The sequence below is a fragment of the Ensifer sp. Root31 genome (genome assembly GCF_001424825.1).
GTDB classification, from domain to species: Bacteria; Pseudomonadota; Alphaproteobacteria; order Rhizobiales; family Rhizobiaceae; genus Ensifer; species Ensifer canadensis.
The window spans coordinates 56,883-72,805 of the sequence record NZ_LMCO01000013.1; the positions used below are offsets into that span (position 1 = coordinate 56,883).

Here is a 15,923-nt window from a genome sequence, read left to right on the forward strand (position 1 = left end):
CCATGGCCGAGCATCTGCCACAACATCTGCTGCTAGCACTCGAGGCCCGCGCACTGGAGGCCATAACCCACTGGGGACTTGCCGACGTGCGGCCCGAGCTGCTGAAATATCGGGAGAACGCCGTCTTCCGGGTCACCCTCGCCGACGGCGAGCCGGCTGCGCTCAGACTGCACCGACCGGGTTATCACGACGAGGCCGCGCTGCGCTCCGAACTGCAGTGGATGACAGCCTTGCGCGACGGCGGCCTTACGGTGCCTAGCGCGATTGCGACACCGGACGGCCGTCTTCTCGTGCATCTCGACCCGACCGATGATTTTGGCGCACAGCATGCCGATATCGTCAGCTGGCTGGACGGCTCGCCGCTCGGTGAAAGCGGCGTTCCGCTCGCGCATAGCGGTGAGAGGCAGATCGTCCTGTTTCATGCGCTTGGGGCAATGATGGCCGACATGCACAACCTTGCCGATCGCTGGTCGGCGCCATCAGGCTTCAAACGTCCTGCCTGGGACATCGCGGGCCTGCTTGGCGAAAGGCCGGTCTGGGGCCGCTTCTGGGATTGCGAGGGCCTGTCGGTCGAGCAGAGGTGTGGCCTCGGCATTCTGCGCGATCGGCTTCGGAGCATTCTGGAAAACGTGCCTGCGGGCGAGTTCGACTACGGCCTCGTCCATGCCGACCTCGTGCGCGAGAACGTGCTGGTTTGTGACGACGGCGTGGCGTTCATCGATTTCGACGACGCGGGCTTCGGCTTTCGCCTGTTCGATATCGCGACGGCGCTCCTGAAGAACCGCAATGAACCGGCCTACGAGGCGATCGAAAGGGCGTTGATCGAAGGATACAGAAGCAAGCGCCCATTGACGGATCCGGCACTTTCGGCGCTGCCGATCTTCATGGCGCTTCGTAGCCTCACCTATATCGGCTGGTTTGCCGCGCGCCCGGAACTTCCGGACGCGGAGGCGCGTGTGCGTCGTTACGCGGATGAGGCCCTGCTGCTGGCGCAAGCGCTACCGGTTCCCGCATGAGGTCTGCAGGTGCCCGTTCAATCGCCGAGCATTGCGAGTTCGTCCAGCATGTCGAGCAGCACCTCGACGCGTTCACGGCCGTAGCGCGCTTCAAGCTGGTCGTAGATCGCCCGGCTTTCCGGGCTGACATCGGCAATGACCCGCATGCCAGCGGGCGCGATCTCGAGCAGCACGCGACGACCGTCGTCGGCGTCCTTGTGCTTGGTGATCAGTCCGCGCTCCTCGAGCGAGCGGATGATACGCGTGAGGCTCGGCGCCAAAATGAAGGCCTTGTCGGCCATCTCGGATGCATCGACCTTGCCGGATTCTGCGAGGATCCGGATGACGCGCCACTGCTGCTCGGTGATTTCGTGACGTGCCAGCATCGGCCGGAAATGCCCCATCACGGCCTCGCGCGCGCGCAGAAGCGCTATCGGCAGCGACCGACGCGTATTGTGGGGAAGAAGGGCGTCGGGCCCAAGCTCGATCGGGGTTTTCGCACGGCTCATGCGCGATCTATGGGCGATTTTTCACCTTTCTGCAATTGCCGGCGAGCTTCGGGCGACAGCGAAAGTCGCTTGACACGGAACGGCATATTGTTAACGTGTTAATTAATAAACAGAGAGACACGGGGGACGGGAAATGCCGCACTTCACGATCGAATACTCCACGAACCTGGACGAGCGCGTCGACTTCGACCGCCTGTGCCGCACGATCCACAAGACCATCCTCGGCACCGGCCTCTTTGAAACCGGCGCCGTTCGCGTGCGCGCAATCCGCAGCGCCGAATACGCGATTGCCGATCTCTTGCCTGAGAACAGTTTCATCGACATGTCCTTCCGGATCGGCCGGGGCCGCTCGGACGCCGAAAAGCAGGCGACCGGGACGGCCATCTTCGATGCCGTCACACAAGAGCTCGCAAGCCTTTTCGACACACCTCATTTCGCCCTCAGCCTGGAGATCCGCGAAATCGACCCGGATCTCAGCTGGAAGAAGAACGCGATCCACCCGCGCCTTCGAAAGCAGGGCACCTGACGCCGGCAGAAGTCGGCAAGACGTTTCTGCGCCCGCACGAACAGCCGCGCACCACGATTGGAGAATGCAATGTCCAAACTCAACGAGAACCTCCAGAAAGCTGAAGCGTATCTCGCTCGCTTCCGCGCGGACGGCGTCTCGAACCACATCAATGGCGAAGCCGTGCCGGCGCTGGACGGCGACAGCTTCGAGACGATCTCGCCGGTCGACCTCAAGCCGCTTGCCACCGTCTCGCGCGGCAAGGCAGCCGATATCGACCGCGCCGCCCGCGCCGCAAAGGAGGCCTTCCCGGCCTGGGCCGCCATGTCGGGCGACGCTCGCAAAAAACTTCTCCACAAGATCGCCGATGCCATCGTCGCGCGCGCCGAGGAGATAGCCTTCGTCGAATGCATGGACACCGGACAGTCGCTCAAGTTCATGGCCAAGGCCGCTCTGCGTGGTGCGGAGAACTTTCGCTTCTTTGCCGATCGGGCGCCCGAGGCCCGCGACGGCAAGGTGCTTCGCGCCGAGGGCCAGATCAACATGACCACGCGCGTGCCGATCGGCCCGGTCGGCATCATCACGCCATGGAACACGCCGTTCATGCTGTCGACGTGGAAGATAGCGCCGGCACTCGCGGCCGGCTGCACCATCGTCCACAAGCCGGCGGAATTCTCGCCGCTGACGGCGCGCCTGCTCGTCGAGATCGCCGAGGGAGCCGGCCTTCCCAAGGGCGTCTGGAACCTTGTCAACGGTTTTGGCGAGGACGCCGGTAAGGCGCTGACCGAACACCCTGCCATCAAGGCCATCGGCTTCGTCGGCGAAAGCCGGACGGGATCGCTGATCATGAAACAGGGCGCCGACACGCTGAAGCGCGTGCATTTCGAGCTCGGCGGCAAGAATCCGGTCGTCGTCTTTGCCGATGCCGATCTGGAGCTCGCCGCGGACGCCGCAGTCTTCATGATCTATTCGCTGAACGGCGAGCGCTGCACCTCCTCTTCCCGCCTGCTGGTCGAAGACAGCATCTACAACAGCTTCACCGCGCTGGTTGCCGAAAAGGCCAAGCGCATCAAGATCGGCCATCCGCTCGACCCCGAAACCGTCGTCGGCCCACTGATCCACCCGGAGCACGAAAAAAAGGTGCTCGAATATATCGGCATCGGCCAGAAGGAAGGCGCGACGGTTGCTGCCGGCGGTGCAAAATTCGACGGCCCCGGTGGCGGCTGCTACGTCCAGCCGACGCTCTTTACCGGCGCCAACAATTCCATGCGGATCGCGCAGGAGGAGATCTTCGGGCCGGTCCTGACCGCCATTGCCTTCAAGAACGAGGCGGAGGCGCTGGAACTTGCCAACGACGTTCAATACGGCCTTACCGGCTACCTCTGGACCTCCGACATCACGCGCGCCTTCCGCTTCACCGATCATCTCGAGGCGGGGATGATCTGGGTCAATTCGGAGAATGTCCGTCATCTGCCGACGCCCTTCGGCGGCGTCAAAAGCTCGGGCATCGGCCGCGACGGCGGCGACTGGTCGTTCGACTTCTACATGGAAACCAAGAACATCGCGTTTGCCAGCTCGGCGCATGCGATCGCCAAGCTCGGCGGCTGAGCGCGAGACACGAACCGCGCCGCCCAAAAACTGGAGGAGACAAGAATGCCCTTACCGAAACCGAACCTTCACCCGCCCTTCAACATCGTGCGGCTGAGCCATGTCGAACTCGCCGTTACCGATCTCGCCAAATCGCGCGCCTTCTATGTCGACGTGCTGGGCCTGCAGGTGACCGACGAGACGGCCGACACGATCTACCTGCGCGCCATGGAAGAACGCGGGCATCACTGCATCATCCTCAAGAAGGCAGCGACTGCCGAAGCCCGCGATCTCGGTTTCAAGGTCTTTGGTGACGAGGACCTCGACAAGGCGGCGCATTTCTTCAAGCAGAAGGGGTCGCCGGTCGAATGGATCGAGCGGCCCTATCAGTCGCGCACCTTCCGCACCCGCGATCCGCAGGGCATTCCCTTGGAATTCTATTCGAAGATGGACCGCCTGCCGCCGATCCATCAGAAATATGCGCTTTATCGCGGCGTAAAGCCGCTGCGCATCGACCATTTCAACTGCTTCTCGCCCAATGTCGACGACGCCGTCGCCTTCTATAACGAGATCGGTTTCCGGGTGACCGAGTATACGGCCGACGAGGAGACCGGCCGGCTCTGGGCGGCCTGGACCCACCGCAAGGGCGGCGTACACGACATCGCCTTTACCAATGGTCGCGGCCCGCGCCTGCATCATACCGCCTTCTGGGTGCCGACGCCGCTCAACATCATCGACCTGCTCGACCTGATGTCGACCTCCGGCTGGCTCGCCAATATCGAGCGCGGCCCCGGACGTCATGGCATTTCCAATGCCTTCTTCCTCTATGTCCGCGATCCCGACAACCACCGCATCGAGATCTATTGCTCGGACTACCAGACCGTTGATCCCGATCTCGAACCGATCAAATGGGATCTCAAGGACCCGCAGCGCCAAACGCTCTGGGGCGCGCCTGCGCCACGCTCCTGGTTCGAAGAGGGCAGCCAATTCGCAGACGCCGAGACGGTGGAACCGGCGTTGAAGGCGCAACCTATCATCGCCCCGTAAATCGAGGCATGAAAGGTGGATGCCGGCACAACAGGGCCGGCACCAATGGCGCAAGGGGAGGAACGTTATGGACGAGAAGACTTTCGGTGAGTGGTCGCAGAAAGCGGCGGAATGGGGATCGGCCTATCGGGCGTCGCTGCGCGACAGGCCTGTTCGCGCCCAGACGGCACCGGGCGCGATCGCAGCCCAGATCACGAGCAAGCCGCCCCAGACCGGCGAGGACATGGCGGCGATCTTCGAGGATTTCGAAAACATCATCCTGCCGGGCATGACCCATTGGCAGCACCCGCGCTTCTTCGCCTATTTCCCTGCCAACGCCGCCCCGGTTTCCGTCATCGCCGAATATCTGGTGACGGCGATGGCCGCCCAATGCATGCTGTGGCAGACCTCCCCCGCTGCCACGGAGCTCGAAACCAGGGTGATCGACTGGCTGCGCCAGGCGATCGGCCTGCCCGACGGCTTTTCCGGCGTGATCCAGGACTCGGCGTCCTCCGCCACGCTCTCCGCCGTACTCGTAATGCGCGAGCGCGCCTTGAACTGGAAAGGCAACAAGCAAGGACTGAGCGCACACGCGCCCTTGCGCATCTACTCCTCGGACCAAGTCCACACCTCGATCGACCGGGCCATCTGGGTGTCGGGCATCGGCGAGGAAAACCTCGTGCGCATACCGGCGGCCGGGCCGCTCCACGCAATGGACTGCCAAGCGCTCGAAGCGGCCATTATCAGGGATAAAGACGCAGGTTTCCTGCCGGCCGGCGTCATTGCCTGTACCGGCGGCACCAGCACCGGCGCCTGCGACGATATCGCCGAAGTCGTTCGCGTCGCCCACAAGCACGGCCTTTATGTCCATGTCGATGCGGCATGGGCCGGGTCGGCAATGATCTGCGAGGAATTCCGCTCGCTCTGGGCCGGTGTCGAAGAGGCGGATTCTGTCGTCTTCAACCCGCACAAATGGCTCGGCGCCCAGTTCGACTGCTCTGCCCATTTCATCCGCAATCCCGATGATCTCGTCCGCACGCTGGCGATCCAGCCGGAATATCTGAAGACCCATGGCCGCGACGGCATCATCAACTATTCTGAATGGACGATCCCGCTCGGAAGGCGCTTCCGCGCCCTGAAGCTGTGGTTCCTGCTGCGCTTCCACGGGCTGGATGGTCTGAAGACGATGATCCGCAACCACGTCGCCTGGGCAAATCGCCTGGCCGCGCGCCTCGGCGCGAACGAAAACTTCGAAATCGTCACCGCGCCGCGCTTCTCGCTGTTCTCGTTCCGCCATCGCGGTGGCGCCGACAGCGACGCCCACAACATCGCGCTGGTCAATGCCATCAACGACGATGGCCGCATTTACCTGACCCAGACGCGGGTCGACGGCCGCGTCGCCATCCGCTTCCAGGCAGGCCAGTTCGACATGACCGAGGCGGACGCCGATGTCGCCTTCGATGTCATCACCGAGGTCGCTGCGGGCATGGCTAACCGGTGATCTGCGGGATCAAACATGTCTGCCCGTCGGCATCGCCCGACCAGGCCGGAGGATTGAAATGACGCTTGCGAAATTCGCCAGTTTTTACACGAGCGACGGTCAGGGATACGGCCTTGTCAGCGACCACGGCATCATCGATCTGTCCCGGCGTTATGGCTCGAAATGGCCGACGCTGCGCGAGGTCATTGCCGACGGCGCCCTGACAAGGCTTGCGGACGAAGCCGCCACCCTCGCCCCCGACGTGTCGCTCGCCGATATCCGCTTCGAAATCCCGATCCCCGCGCCGGAAAAGATCATCTGCGTCGGAGTCAATTTCCCCGATCGCAACGAAGAGTACCGGGATGGGCAGGCAGCACCTCCCAACCCGTCGTTGTTCATCCGTTTTCCGCGCTCCTTTACCGGTCATGAGCAGCCGCTGATCCGCCCGCCTGAAAGCCCGCAGCTCGACTACGAGGGCGAGATCGTCATCGTCATCGGCAAGGGCGGCCGGCGCATCCCCGAAGGCTCGGCGCTCGACCATATAGCTGCGTTGTCGCTCTGCAACGAAGGCACGATCCGCGACTGGGTGCGCCACGCCAAGTTCAACGTCACGCAAGGCAAGAACTTCGACCGCACGGGTTCGATCGGGCCATGGCTGGTTCCCTTCACCGACGAGGCGCAGATCGCAGACATCAAGCTCGAAACCCGCGTCAATGGTGAGGTCCGCCAGCAGGACCGAACCAGCCGGATGATCTTCTCCTTCCGCAAGATCATCAACTACGTCTCGACCTTCACCACGCTGGTGCCCGGCGACGTGATCGTCACGGGAACGCCGACCGGTGCCGGCGCCCGCTTCGACCCGCCGATCTGGCTGAAACCCGGCGATGTCGTCGAGGTCGAGGCCGATGGCATCGGCCTGCTTCGCAACCCCATCGCCGACGAGGTGTGAGCCGTGTTGAACGCCAGCGAAATCGCCGATGCCGCAAGGACGCTCGATGCGGCGGAGGCGAGCCGTATCCAGACCGGCCTCTTCTCCCTGAAGCATCCCGGCATGACCATGGACGACGCCTACTCCGTGCAATCGGCCTGGGTGAAGCAGAAGATCGCCCGGGGGCGCAGGGTCATCGGCTGGAAGATCGGGCTGACGTCGAAGGCGATGCAATATGCGCTGAACATCGATATTCCCGATTCCGGCGTGTTGTTCGACGACATGATGTTCGAGGACGGCGCCACGATCCCCAGGGATCGTTTCATCCAGCCGCGCATCGAGGCCGAGATCGCTTTCGTCATGAAGGCGCCGCTCGCCGGCCCCAATGTCAGCGTCTTCGACGTCCTCAATGCTACCGACTACGTCACTCCAGCGCTCGAGATTCTCGACACACGCATCCTGCGTGTCGATCCGGAAACGAAGAAGGCCCGAACCATCGTCGACACCATTTCCGACAATGCCGCCAATGCCGGCATCGTCATCGGCGGCCGCGCCATGCGCCCGCAGGATGTCGACATGCGCTGGATGGGCGCCATCGTCTCGCGCAATGCCGCGGTTGAAGAAACCGGGCTTGGTGCAGGCGTCCTCAACCATCCGGCCCGCGGCATCGCTTGGCTTGCCAACCGGCTTGCCAGCTATGGCGACCGCATCGACGCCGGCCAGATTGTGCTTGCCGGCTCGTTCATCCGCCCCGTCGAGGCCCGGCACGGCGACACCATCGTCGCCGATTTCGGGCCGCAGGGAACCGTCAGCTGCTTCTTCGAATAGGGTGCGCCCATGCCTGCTCCACGCAATATGTTCAAGCTTGCCCTTTCCGAGGGCCGGCCGCAGATCGGCCTTTGGCTGGCCCTCGCCAATCCCTACACCGCCGAGATCTGCGGCGGTGCCGGTTTCGACTGGCTGCTGATCGACGGCGAACATGCCCCGAACGACGTGCCGCTGATGATGGCGCAGCTCCAGGCGCTCTCCGGTTCGACGAGCCATCCGATCATCCGCCCGCCGATCGGCGAGGCGTGGCTGATCAAGCAGCTTCTCGATCTCGGCGCGCAGACGCTGCTGGTGCCTATGGTCGAGACCGGCGAACAGGCCCGCGCGCTGGTCCGTGCCGTGCGGTATCCGCCCCACGGCATGCGCGGCGTCGGCGCAGCGCTTGCCCGCGCGTCGGCCTTCAACCGCATTGATGATTATCTCCCGACCGCCAATGCCGAGATCTGCCTGCTGTTGCAGGTGGAAAGCCGTGCGGGACTGGCGGCACTGGACGATATTGCGTCGACCGAAGGGGTCGATGGCGTCTTCATCGGTCCGGCGGATCTGGCGGCCGACATGGGCTTCCTTGGCCGGCCCGGGGCACCCGAGGTGCAGGAGGCGGTCGAGGCTGCACTCGCGCGCATACAGTCGCACGGCAAGGCTGCCGGCATCCTGACCTCGGACACCGCACTCGCCAAGCGCTACCTCGAACTGGGCGCGCTCTTCGTCGCTGTTGGGAACGATGTTAGCCTGCTCGTGGGAGCGACCAGCCGCCTGCGTGCGAACTTTGCCGAACAGCCGGTTGCGCCGCCCGCATCCGGCTATTGAGAGGCAACGCCACCGAGTGCATAGGGTCGCTTCGATTGCATTTGGTCGAGCGCCCGCGCCACGCCGGCCTGAAGATCGATGCGCGGCGCAAGGCCATAGGACGCCTGCAGCGCCGTATCGCCACAACGGAAGAACACGCCCTCGGGCTTGTCTGACCGGCCGCTTACTCTCGGCTCCCAGCCGATGCACCGGCTGACCAGTTGGGCGAGTTCAATGAAGGAGGTGGCGATGCCGGTGGAGATGTTGAGAGATGCGCCGTTCTGCAACCGGGTAAAGGTTCGCCAGACGAAATCGACGCAATCCGAGATATGGATGAAGTCGCGACATTGCCGGCCCGAGCCCCAGACGAAAACCTCTTCCGTGCCGCGTTCATCGAGGAGCCGTCTGCAGATCGCCGGGAATGGATAGCTCAGGTCCTGATCCTCGCCGTAGCCGCTGAACGGCCGGTAGGCGACCGCCCGCCCGCCATAATTCTCGACATAAAGCTTCATGAGGTATTCGCCGCTGAGCTTCGCCCAGCCATAACTCAGATCCGGGACGCCGATCGTGTGCTCGAAGTCGATCATGTCTTCGCTCAGCTTGCGGTACCCTTCCGGGCGCTGGAGGCTCACGGGATAAGCGGCACTCGAGCTGAAATAGATGACGGATCCCGGACGCGTGCGCGCGGCCCAGCGCCACATATCGGTGTCCACCGCGAGATCCTCAGCAACCAGAAGCGTCTGGGTCTCCAGCATGACACGACCGCCGACCATCGCGGCGAGATGAAACACCATGTCGAAACGGTCGTCGGAGCGATCGAAGTAGCGGCGGCAATCCTCCTCGATGAGGGAGAAGCCGCCCCTCGGCGGGTTCGGCCAATCCTCAGGACGCATTGCCCCGGTTCCGCGCGCGAGCTTATCGACGCAAACGACCTCGACACCTTCCGACATCAGCTTGCCGCAGAGATGGCGTCCCACAAATCCGGCTCCGCCGGTCACCAATGCACGCGCCATCCTCTATCCCTTTCAGATCCGGCTGGCCATCCCAAACTCTGGATGTCCAGGTCGCCCCACCGCCCCTGTCATCACATCACGGATCGAAAATTTGATCCGTCCGGCATAGATATCGACCATCCGCTGGTGCCATTCATCGCGCGAAGGCGCGATCCTCTTGCCATAGGCGAATGCACCCTCGCTCAAACGCCGAACGAGATCGTCGTTTTCCATCAGCACCATCTTCTCGGCGAGGGATCGGGCATTGCCGCTCTGAAAAACCAGCCCCGCCTGGTTCTCTTCGATTTCTCTGGCAATGAGCGCATTGCTGCTGGCGATCACCGGTATGCCCGACATCAGCGCCTCGGCGGCGACGAGACCGTAGGGTTCGGGCATCCGCGACGGCATGAAAAAATAGCGTGCCTTGGCCGCGACGGCGGTAACCTCGCCGTCATCAAGCCATCCCGGAACATGACAGTGAGGAAGTGTGTGTTGTATTTCCTGGAGCAACGGCCCTTGTCCAATCAAGGTCGCCGCCTTGCCCGTCACGTTGAGCGCCTCGGCCAGCGTACGGACGCCCTTTTCTACCGTCATGCGGCCAAGAAACATGGCGCGTTCGTTCTTCCAGGCTTCAACGGGAAACCGCGTGAGCGGCGTCGACGGCGTGCGCAACGTCAGGAAGTTTCGAAGCGAGCCCGTGCTCAGGTAAGGTTCCATGGCTTCATGCGCGAGAATGACACCGACGCGGCCCCAGAAGACCTCACCCGCGGCGCTCTGGGTCATCGAACGGCCGAAACGCCACAGCTTGTGAAGGTAGTTGCGCTTGTCGCAGGCGCTGGCCAAGCAACCGGCAGTCAGCGGCTTCTCCTCGCAGATATCGCCCTTCCCGAAATGAGCATACGCGCCGTTCGGACAGCTCAGAAAGAAATCATGCGCGGTAACGATGACCTTGGCGTCACTGCGCGCCAGCGCGTGAAAAATCGAAGGGGACAGGATCTGTGACCAACCGTGAACATGAACGACCGTGTCACTTCCGGACTTGAGCAATCGGCGCAAGGCACGGTAGGCGCGGCCGTTGAAATTCCTGTCGAACAGGTTTGTGAAGCGGACGCCGTCGCGCAAGGGGCGCTCGCCCAGCGCCTCCACCTGTACGCCCGGGAATCGCAAGCGAATGCCCGCACCGTCATCCCCGACCAGAACGGAACAGTCGAGCCCCGCCGCAACGCCTGCCTCAATGCATTGGAGCGCGACCTTGGTCGCACCGCCCAGGGCCTCCGACACGTCGTTGACAACGATAAGCCGCATGAACACTTGCCTCTCGGAGACTTTACTGGGCGACCTGGATCTCCCCCATTTGGCTGCCGCTTGCCGACGGTTTGCAAGATATCAATTTGCGGTAGACGCTGCGCGCGGATGGACGGAATAACGCCTTGCCAAATACCTCAAGGCGCGCACTGTCGGGCCGAAATGGCCGTTAAGCCTTTGCCTCCACCGACGGCAGGCACGCTTTCGGCACAGCTTCGCTGTTGTTATTTTGCGAGAACGTAGACGCCGTAAAGCAGGATCAGCACGGCCGCAGCAACGGCTGCAATCAACCCCAGGCGCTTCTCGATGAAATGCCGGACGGCTTCGCCGTGCCGGCGAAGAACCGCCGCCAAAATGAAGAAGCGCGCGCCGCGCGTGATCACCGCCGACGCGATGAACATGCCAAGGCTGACATTGGCGGCACCAGAGAGGATGGTGACGACCTTCATCGGCGGCACGTGCGCAAGCCCCGATGTCACCAGCAGAAGCACGATTGCCTCCATGTCAACCGAAGCGCGCATCGATTCGAACGCATCGATCTTGCCGTAGAACTGCAGGATTGGACGGGCGATCGCGTCGAAGGCGTAGTGTCCGAGGAACCAGCCCGCGATGCCGCCGAGCACCGAGAACAGGGTAGCAATGAAGGCATAACGATAGGCCCTATGCGGTTTTGCCAGCACCATCGGCAGGAACAGGACGTCGGCCGGAACGACGAAGACAGAGCTTTCGACAAAGGCTACCAGCGCCAGCCACCATGCGGCGGACTTCCGGCCAGCGAGGTCCATCGTCCAATTGTACAAACTGCGAAGCATGGGAAATCCGGTCGTTCATCGGGGGCGTCCCGTGCGGGACCTTGGCGGGAAGCGTTCCGATCCCCGATGCCGGGGACAGAGGCTGAACACGCAACGATAATAATCCAGTCGACTACCAAACAGGCGGATTTTTGTCTGCCTTGAAATCGCGCCAGAGCAACTTGAGCGACGGTCCTATTGGTCCGCCCCGCCAGCAAAGCTATCCGTAGCCTCGCGTCTTTCGGCCGGAGCCGATCCTGAGGCGCCAGCCATCGCCGCCAGGCTCAGTCATGGAACTTTTGTTGTTTCGTGATATTGAAACCCAACATCACGTAACTTATAAAGATACGATTTTGAGACGAAGAGGCCCGATATGACCCATGACGTAGTCATCCTTGGCGGCAGCTACGCCGGCCTTTCCGCCGGCCTTCAACTCGCCCGCGCCCGCAGGAGCGTGCTGGTTATCGACACCGGATTGCGGCGGAACCGTTTCGCCGCGACATCGCACGGTTTCCTGACCCAGGATGGCAGCGCGCCGGCTGAAATCGCCGCCGAAGCCCGCTCGCAATTGATGGAATACCGGTCGGTCGAATGGCTGCAGACTGCCGCCACAAGTGCCGAACGTGTGCAGGATGGCTTCAAGGTCGCCCTGCAGCAGGGCCCCGATGTCACTGGCAAACGGCTTGTCCTCGCCACCGGCGTCACCGACGTCCTGCCGGATCTTGACGGGCTTGCCGAACGCTGGGGCAGAAGCGTCTTCCATTGCCCCTATTGCCATGGCTACGAACTCGACCAGGGTAGGATCGGCGTGCTCGCGACGTCGCCCCTTTCGATGCATCAGGCGCTGATGCTGCCGGACTGGGGTCCGACCACCTTCTTTCTCAACGGTGCATTCGAGCCCGATGCCGACCAGCTACAGCAGCTTGCATGGCGCAATGTCACGGTGGAGCACGGGCTTATCGACAGGATCGAGGGTGAGCGGGTCGATGTCGTCATGAAGGACGGGCGGGTGTTGCCGATGGACGGCCTATTCACCACCACCAGGACGGTGGTCTCGGCGCCATTTGCCGAACAGCTCGGCTGCGCCTTGGACGACGGCCCGCTCGGACGCTACATCCGAACCGATGCGATGAAGGCAACGACGGTTCCGGGCGTCTTTGCCTGCGGAGATGCGGCAAGGCCGACGGGGTCGGTCGCGCTCGCCGTTGGAGACGGTGCCATGGCCGGAGCCGCAACCCACCGCTCGCTGATGTTCGACTGACAGCGACTGCAGCGGGTCCGGGCGTCACGCCGCTGGACAATGAAACGGCGGCCTCCCCTGGGCGGCACTATCCATGCTATCAGATGCGAAACAGGGAAGATTGCCATTGCGCCAGGACGGACGACTTTCACGGCTGCTGCATGTGTTGCTGCACATGGAAAAGCACGCAGCGCCGATGACATCCGAAACCATTGCCCGGATGCTCGGCACGAACTCCGTCGTCGTGCGCCGGACGATGGCCGGCCTTCGCGATGCCGGTTACGTGTCGTCAGAGAAGGGCCATGGCGGCGGTTGGACGTTGTCGCGGCCGCTTTCCGAGATCACCCTCCTCGACGTCTATCGAACCATCGGCAGTCCCGGCTTCTTCGCCATGGGTGTCGCAACCGACGAACCGCAATGCCTGGTCGAACAGGCTGTCAATTCGGCGCTGGAGCGAACACTCGATGAGGCAGAGACCCTGCTGCTCGCGCGATTGGGCGAGATCGCCATCTCCGATATCGCCGCCGATTTCGAGCGGCGCTATGGCGCTGTCACGGGCAACCGATTGTCCTCGTGCAAAGGTCATCCGACAGAGCCGAGTTGAAGACCTCGTCACTGATTGAACCGGACATCGTTTGTTTTTCCGGCTGATGACAGGTTCCCTCAATGAACGTGCGCGAGGATCGCCGCGCGTCGGAGCGTCGTGCGGAGTGAAGCGGTTTCATGCGGGTGCTATTGGTCGAGGACGAGGCAGAACTTGCGGGGGCGCTGAAGACAGCGCTTAGCCAACACCGCATGGTCGTCGATCATGCGCGTGACCTGGCGGAGGCGACCCTCGTTCTCAGCGATGCGGTCTATGACGTCGTCGTGCTCGATCGGCGGCTGCCGGATGGAGACGGGCTTTCGCTCATCCCGGCGATCAGATTGCGGGGCAACAGCGTGCCGGTGCTTGTGCTGACGGCGCTGGGCGAACTTGCGGATCGTGTCGCCGGACTTGATGGCGGCGCCGACGATTATATCGGCAAGCCCTTCGCATTCGAGGAGCTTCTGGCGCGCCTGCGGGCGCTGGCGCGGCGCCCCGTCGCCGTACAATCCGACGTCGTGGCGGTCGGCCGCCTGTCGTTCGACCTCGCCCATCTTGAAGCCAATGTCGATGGCGTGCCCCTGAAAATGCCGCGCCGTGAACTTCTGGTTCTCGAAACCCTGACGCGGCGCATGGGGCGGATGGTGCTGCGTGCGGCCCTCATGGAAGCCGTGTTCGGCCTTGACGACGAAATCCAGTCGAACGCCCTCGATACCCACATATCGCGTGTGCGGAGAAAGCTTCTCGACGCCAATGCAGGCGTCACGATCAATGGCATTCGCGGCGTCGGCTACCTCCTGCGGGAAGCGCAATGATCACCGGCACGCCGCACTCCTTCAAATGGCGGCTCGTCCGCTGGCTGGTGCTCTTCGAAACAGCCGCCATCAGCCTTGTAATCGCCATCGCGGTCGGTCTGCTCTGGGCGACTGGCTATCTTATCGACGGCTACGAGAACGGCAATATCGATGTGCTCACGGACGCGATCGTGCGCGATGGGCAGAACAACCTCGTCGTCCAGGAAACCCCAGAGCTGGCGCGGCTGCGGCGCGAAGTAGGCGAGATCTGGTTCATCGCTCGCGACCGCGCCGGACACAGGCTTTCCGAAGGCGCGGTGCCTCAGGCATTCGCCTTTGCCACGGCCGGTCTCGACCGGATGAACGACGGACGCTTCAGGCTCTCGCCCGACAAGGATTCGCGGCCGGAAGCCGTCGTCAAATGGGTCGATTCCCCCGCGGGGAATATCCAGATCTTCACCGGCACGGAGGGGCAACTGACGCTTCGCCGGCTGCTGCTCGGCACCTCTGGCGCGTTCCTGACCATTTTCGTGCCTATGCTGCTGTTACTGGCACTCGCCACCATCATCGTCACGCCGATCGTCGTTCGCCGGATGCTGGCCGGTCTCTCGCATGCAGCAGCCCATGCAGCCCATATCGAGTTTGACCAGCAGGGCGTGCAGATGCCGATCAAGGGCGTTCCGGCCGAATTCCTGCCGCTGGTCGAAGCTTTCAACAATGCCCTCAAACGCCTCGACGAGGGATATGCCCGCCACAAGCGCTTTCTCGCCCAGGCGGCTCACGAGTTGCGCACCCCCATTGCAATCCTCAACACGCGGGTAGCAACATTGCCGCCGAGCGACGGCAAGGCGCGGCTGATCGAGGACACCAATCGCCTGGCGACACTCGCCGGCCAACTGCTCGACCTGCAGCGCCTCGGCAAACGAACGACCCCGTTTTGCCCGCTCGACCTCAGGGCACTCGCCGAACGCGTCATTGTCGATCTGGCGCCACTTGCCTTTGCCGCCGGATACGAAATGTCCTTCGATGCGGCAGACGAGCCGATGATCGTCCTTGGCGATCATTCGTCGCTCGAACGGGCTTTGACCAATCTCGTGCAGAATGCCATCGAGCACGGCGGTCGTCGCGGCAAGATCACTTTTCGCGTCATTGCGCCGGCGCGCGTCGAAATCTGCGACGAAGGCGACGGCGTTCCACTTGCAGAGCGCGAACGAATTTTCGAGCCGTTCAGCCGGCTTCATCCCGGCGGCAAGGGCGCCGGGCTGGGCTTGAGCTTGGTCAGGGAGATCGTGCACCTCCACGGTGGCCATGTCGCGATCGTCGACGCGACATCGGGCGGCGCATGTTTCCGGATCGACCTGCCGCCGGCATGACGCGCTACTGCATGTTTCCTTAAATCGTATCCGATTCAAGGATAAAAACATGCAGCAATTTAAAGTGCTACGGCGACCTTTGCGCGTCTGATAAGACGCGCGGCGCTGTAAAGAAGCGTGTTCTCTCGTCAGTGCGCCATGCTCGCCGCTTCGACTTTTCGGCAAGGGGGTCGATCGTAAAGATTGTGTTTAATCTTTTCC

At 62.8% G+C, this 15,923-nt stretch carries 16 protein-coding genes; 12 read left to right on the forward strand and 4 right to left on the reverse strand.

Going from position 1 to position 15,923, the window contains the following annotated elements; translation table 11 throughout:
* Positions 1-2 precede the first annotated feature (2 nt).
* The gene (locus tag ASD00_RS14970) at positions 3-1,016 is read left to right on the forward strand and encodes a phosphotransferase (RefSeq protein ID WP_057207366.1); all 1,014 of its coding nucleotides are present in this window, start codon (positions 3-5) and stop codon (positions 1,014-1,016) included.
* Positions 1,017-1,033: 17 nt separating this feature from the next.
* Here ASD00_RS14970 and hpaR read toward each other — a convergent pair whose 3' ends face one another.
* Positions 1,034-1,504, reverse strand: a complete 471-nt coding sequence (hpaR, locus tag ASD00_RS14975; protein ID WP_057207367.1) for a homoprotocatechuate degradation operon regulator HpaR — start codon at positions 1,502-1,504, stop codon at positions 1,034-1,036.
* Positions 1,505-1,637: 133 nt separating this feature from the next.
* Between hpaR and ASD00_RS14980 the strand changes: the two genes are divergently transcribed.
* From ASD00_RS14980 to hpaI, 7 genes are all read left to right on the forward strand, one after another.
* Positions 1,638-2,030 (forward strand): 5-carboxymethyl-2-hydroxymuconate Delta-isomerase, encoded by a 393-nt coding sequence (locus ASD00_RS14980; protein ID WP_057207368.1) that lies wholly within the window; start codon positions 1,638-1,640, stop codon positions 2,028-2,030.
* A 69-nt stretch (positions 2,031-2,099) separates the two neighbouring features.
* Entirely contained in the window at positions 2,100-3,617 is a 1,518-nt protein-coding gene (gene hpaE, locus ASD00_RS14985) for a 5-carboxymethyl-2-hydroxymuconate semialdehyde dehydrogenase (protein WP_057207369.1), read from the forward strand.
* 45 nt (positions 3,618-3,662) lie between these two features.
* Positions 3,663-4,643 carry a 3,4-dihydroxyphenylacetate 2,3-dioxygenase gene (gene hpaD / locus ASD00_RS14990; protein ID WP_057207370.1) on the forward strand — a complete coding sequence of 327 codons (981 nt, stop codon included), beginning with the start codon at positions 3,663-3,665 and terminating at the stop codon, positions 4,641-4,643.
* A gap of 67 nt (positions 4,644-4,710) precedes the next feature.
* Positions 4,711-6,123, forward strand: coding sequence for a pyridoxal-dependent decarboxylase (locus tag ASD00_RS14995; protein WP_057207371.1), 1,413 nt, complete (start codon positions 4,711-4,713; stop codon positions 6,121-6,123).
* Positions 6,124-6,181: 58 nt separating this feature from the next.
* Positions 6,182-7,051: a fumarylacetoacetate hydrolase family protein gene (locus ASD00_RS15000; protein WP_025428275.1), complete on the forward strand. Its 870-nt coding sequence runs from the start codon at positions 6,182-6,184 to the stop codon at positions 7,049-7,051.
* A gap of 3 nt (positions 7,052-7,054) precedes the next feature.
* Complete coding sequence (gene hpaH, locus ASD00_RS15005; RefSeq protein ID WP_057207372.1) at positions 7,055-7,858, forward strand: 2-oxo-hept-4-ene-1,7-dioate hydratase; 804 nt, start codon at positions 7,055-7,057, stop codon at positions 7,856-7,858.
* A gap of 9 nt (positions 7,859-7,867) precedes the next feature.
* The gene (gene hpaI, locus ASD00_RS15010) at positions 7,868-8,665 is read left to right on the forward strand and encodes a 4-hydroxy-2-oxoheptanedioate aldolase (protein WP_057207373.1); all 798 of its coding nucleotides are present in this window, start codon (positions 7,868-7,870) and stop codon (positions 8,663-8,665) included.
* Here hpaI and ASD00_RS15015 read toward each other — a convergent pair.
* From ASD00_RS15015 to ASD00_RS15025, 3 genes are all read right to left on the reverse strand, one after another.
* Positions 8,659-9,657 (reverse strand): NAD-dependent epimerase/dehydratase family protein, encoded by a 999-nt coding sequence (locus tag ASD00_RS15015; protein ID WP_057207374.1) that lies wholly within the window; start codon positions 9,655-9,657, stop codon positions 8,659-8,661. The genes hpaI and ASD00_RS15015 overlap by 7 nt on opposite strands.
* Positions 9,658-9,669: 12 nt before the next feature.
* Positions 9,670-10,941, reverse strand: a complete 1,272-nt coding sequence (locus ASD00_RS15020; protein ID WP_082523571.1) for a glycosyltransferase — start codon at positions 10,939-10,941, stop codon at positions 9,670-9,672.
* Positions 10,942-11,165: 224 nt separating this feature from the next.
* A complete protein-coding gene (locus tag ASD00_RS15025) occupies positions 11,166-11,753 on the reverse strand; it encodes a YqaA family protein (protein WP_057207375.1) in 588 nt (195 codons plus the stop codon).
* Between the two features lie 352 nt (positions 11,754-12,105).
* Between ASD00_RS15025 and ASD00_RS15030 the strand changes: the two genes are divergently transcribed.
* The 4 genes from ASD00_RS15030 to ASD00_RS15045 all read left to right on the forward strand — a co-directional run bounded on the left by ASD00_RS15030 (position 12,106) and on the right by ASD00_RS15045 (position 15,722).
* The gene (locus ASD00_RS15030; protein ID WP_057207376.1) at positions 12,106-12,993 is read left to right on the forward strand and encodes an NAD(P)/FAD-dependent oxidoreductase; all 888 of its coding nucleotides are present in this window, start codon (positions 12,106-12,108) and stop codon (positions 12,991-12,993) included.
* A 106-nt stretch (positions 12,994-13,099) separates the two neighbouring features.
* Positions 13,100-13,576: an Rrf2 family transcriptional regulator gene (locus ASD00_RS15035; protein ID WP_025428268.1), complete on the forward strand. Its 477-nt coding sequence runs from the start codon at positions 13,100-13,102 to the stop codon at positions 13,574-13,576.
* Positions 13,577-13,695: 119 nt separating this feature from the next.
* A complete protein-coding gene (locus ASD00_RS15040; RefSeq protein WP_057207377.1) occupies positions 13,696-14,370 on the forward strand; it encodes a response regulator transcription factor in 675 nt (224 codons plus the stop codon).
* Positions 14,367-15,722: a HAMP domain-containing sensor histidine kinase gene (locus ASD00_RS15045; protein WP_057207378.1), complete on the forward strand. Its 1,356-nt coding sequence runs from the start codon at positions 14,367-14,369 to the stop codon at positions 15,720-15,722. Before ASD00_RS15040 ends, ASD00_RS15045 begins: the two co-directional genes overlap by 4 nt.
* Positions 15,723-15,923 lie beyond the last annotated feature (201 nt).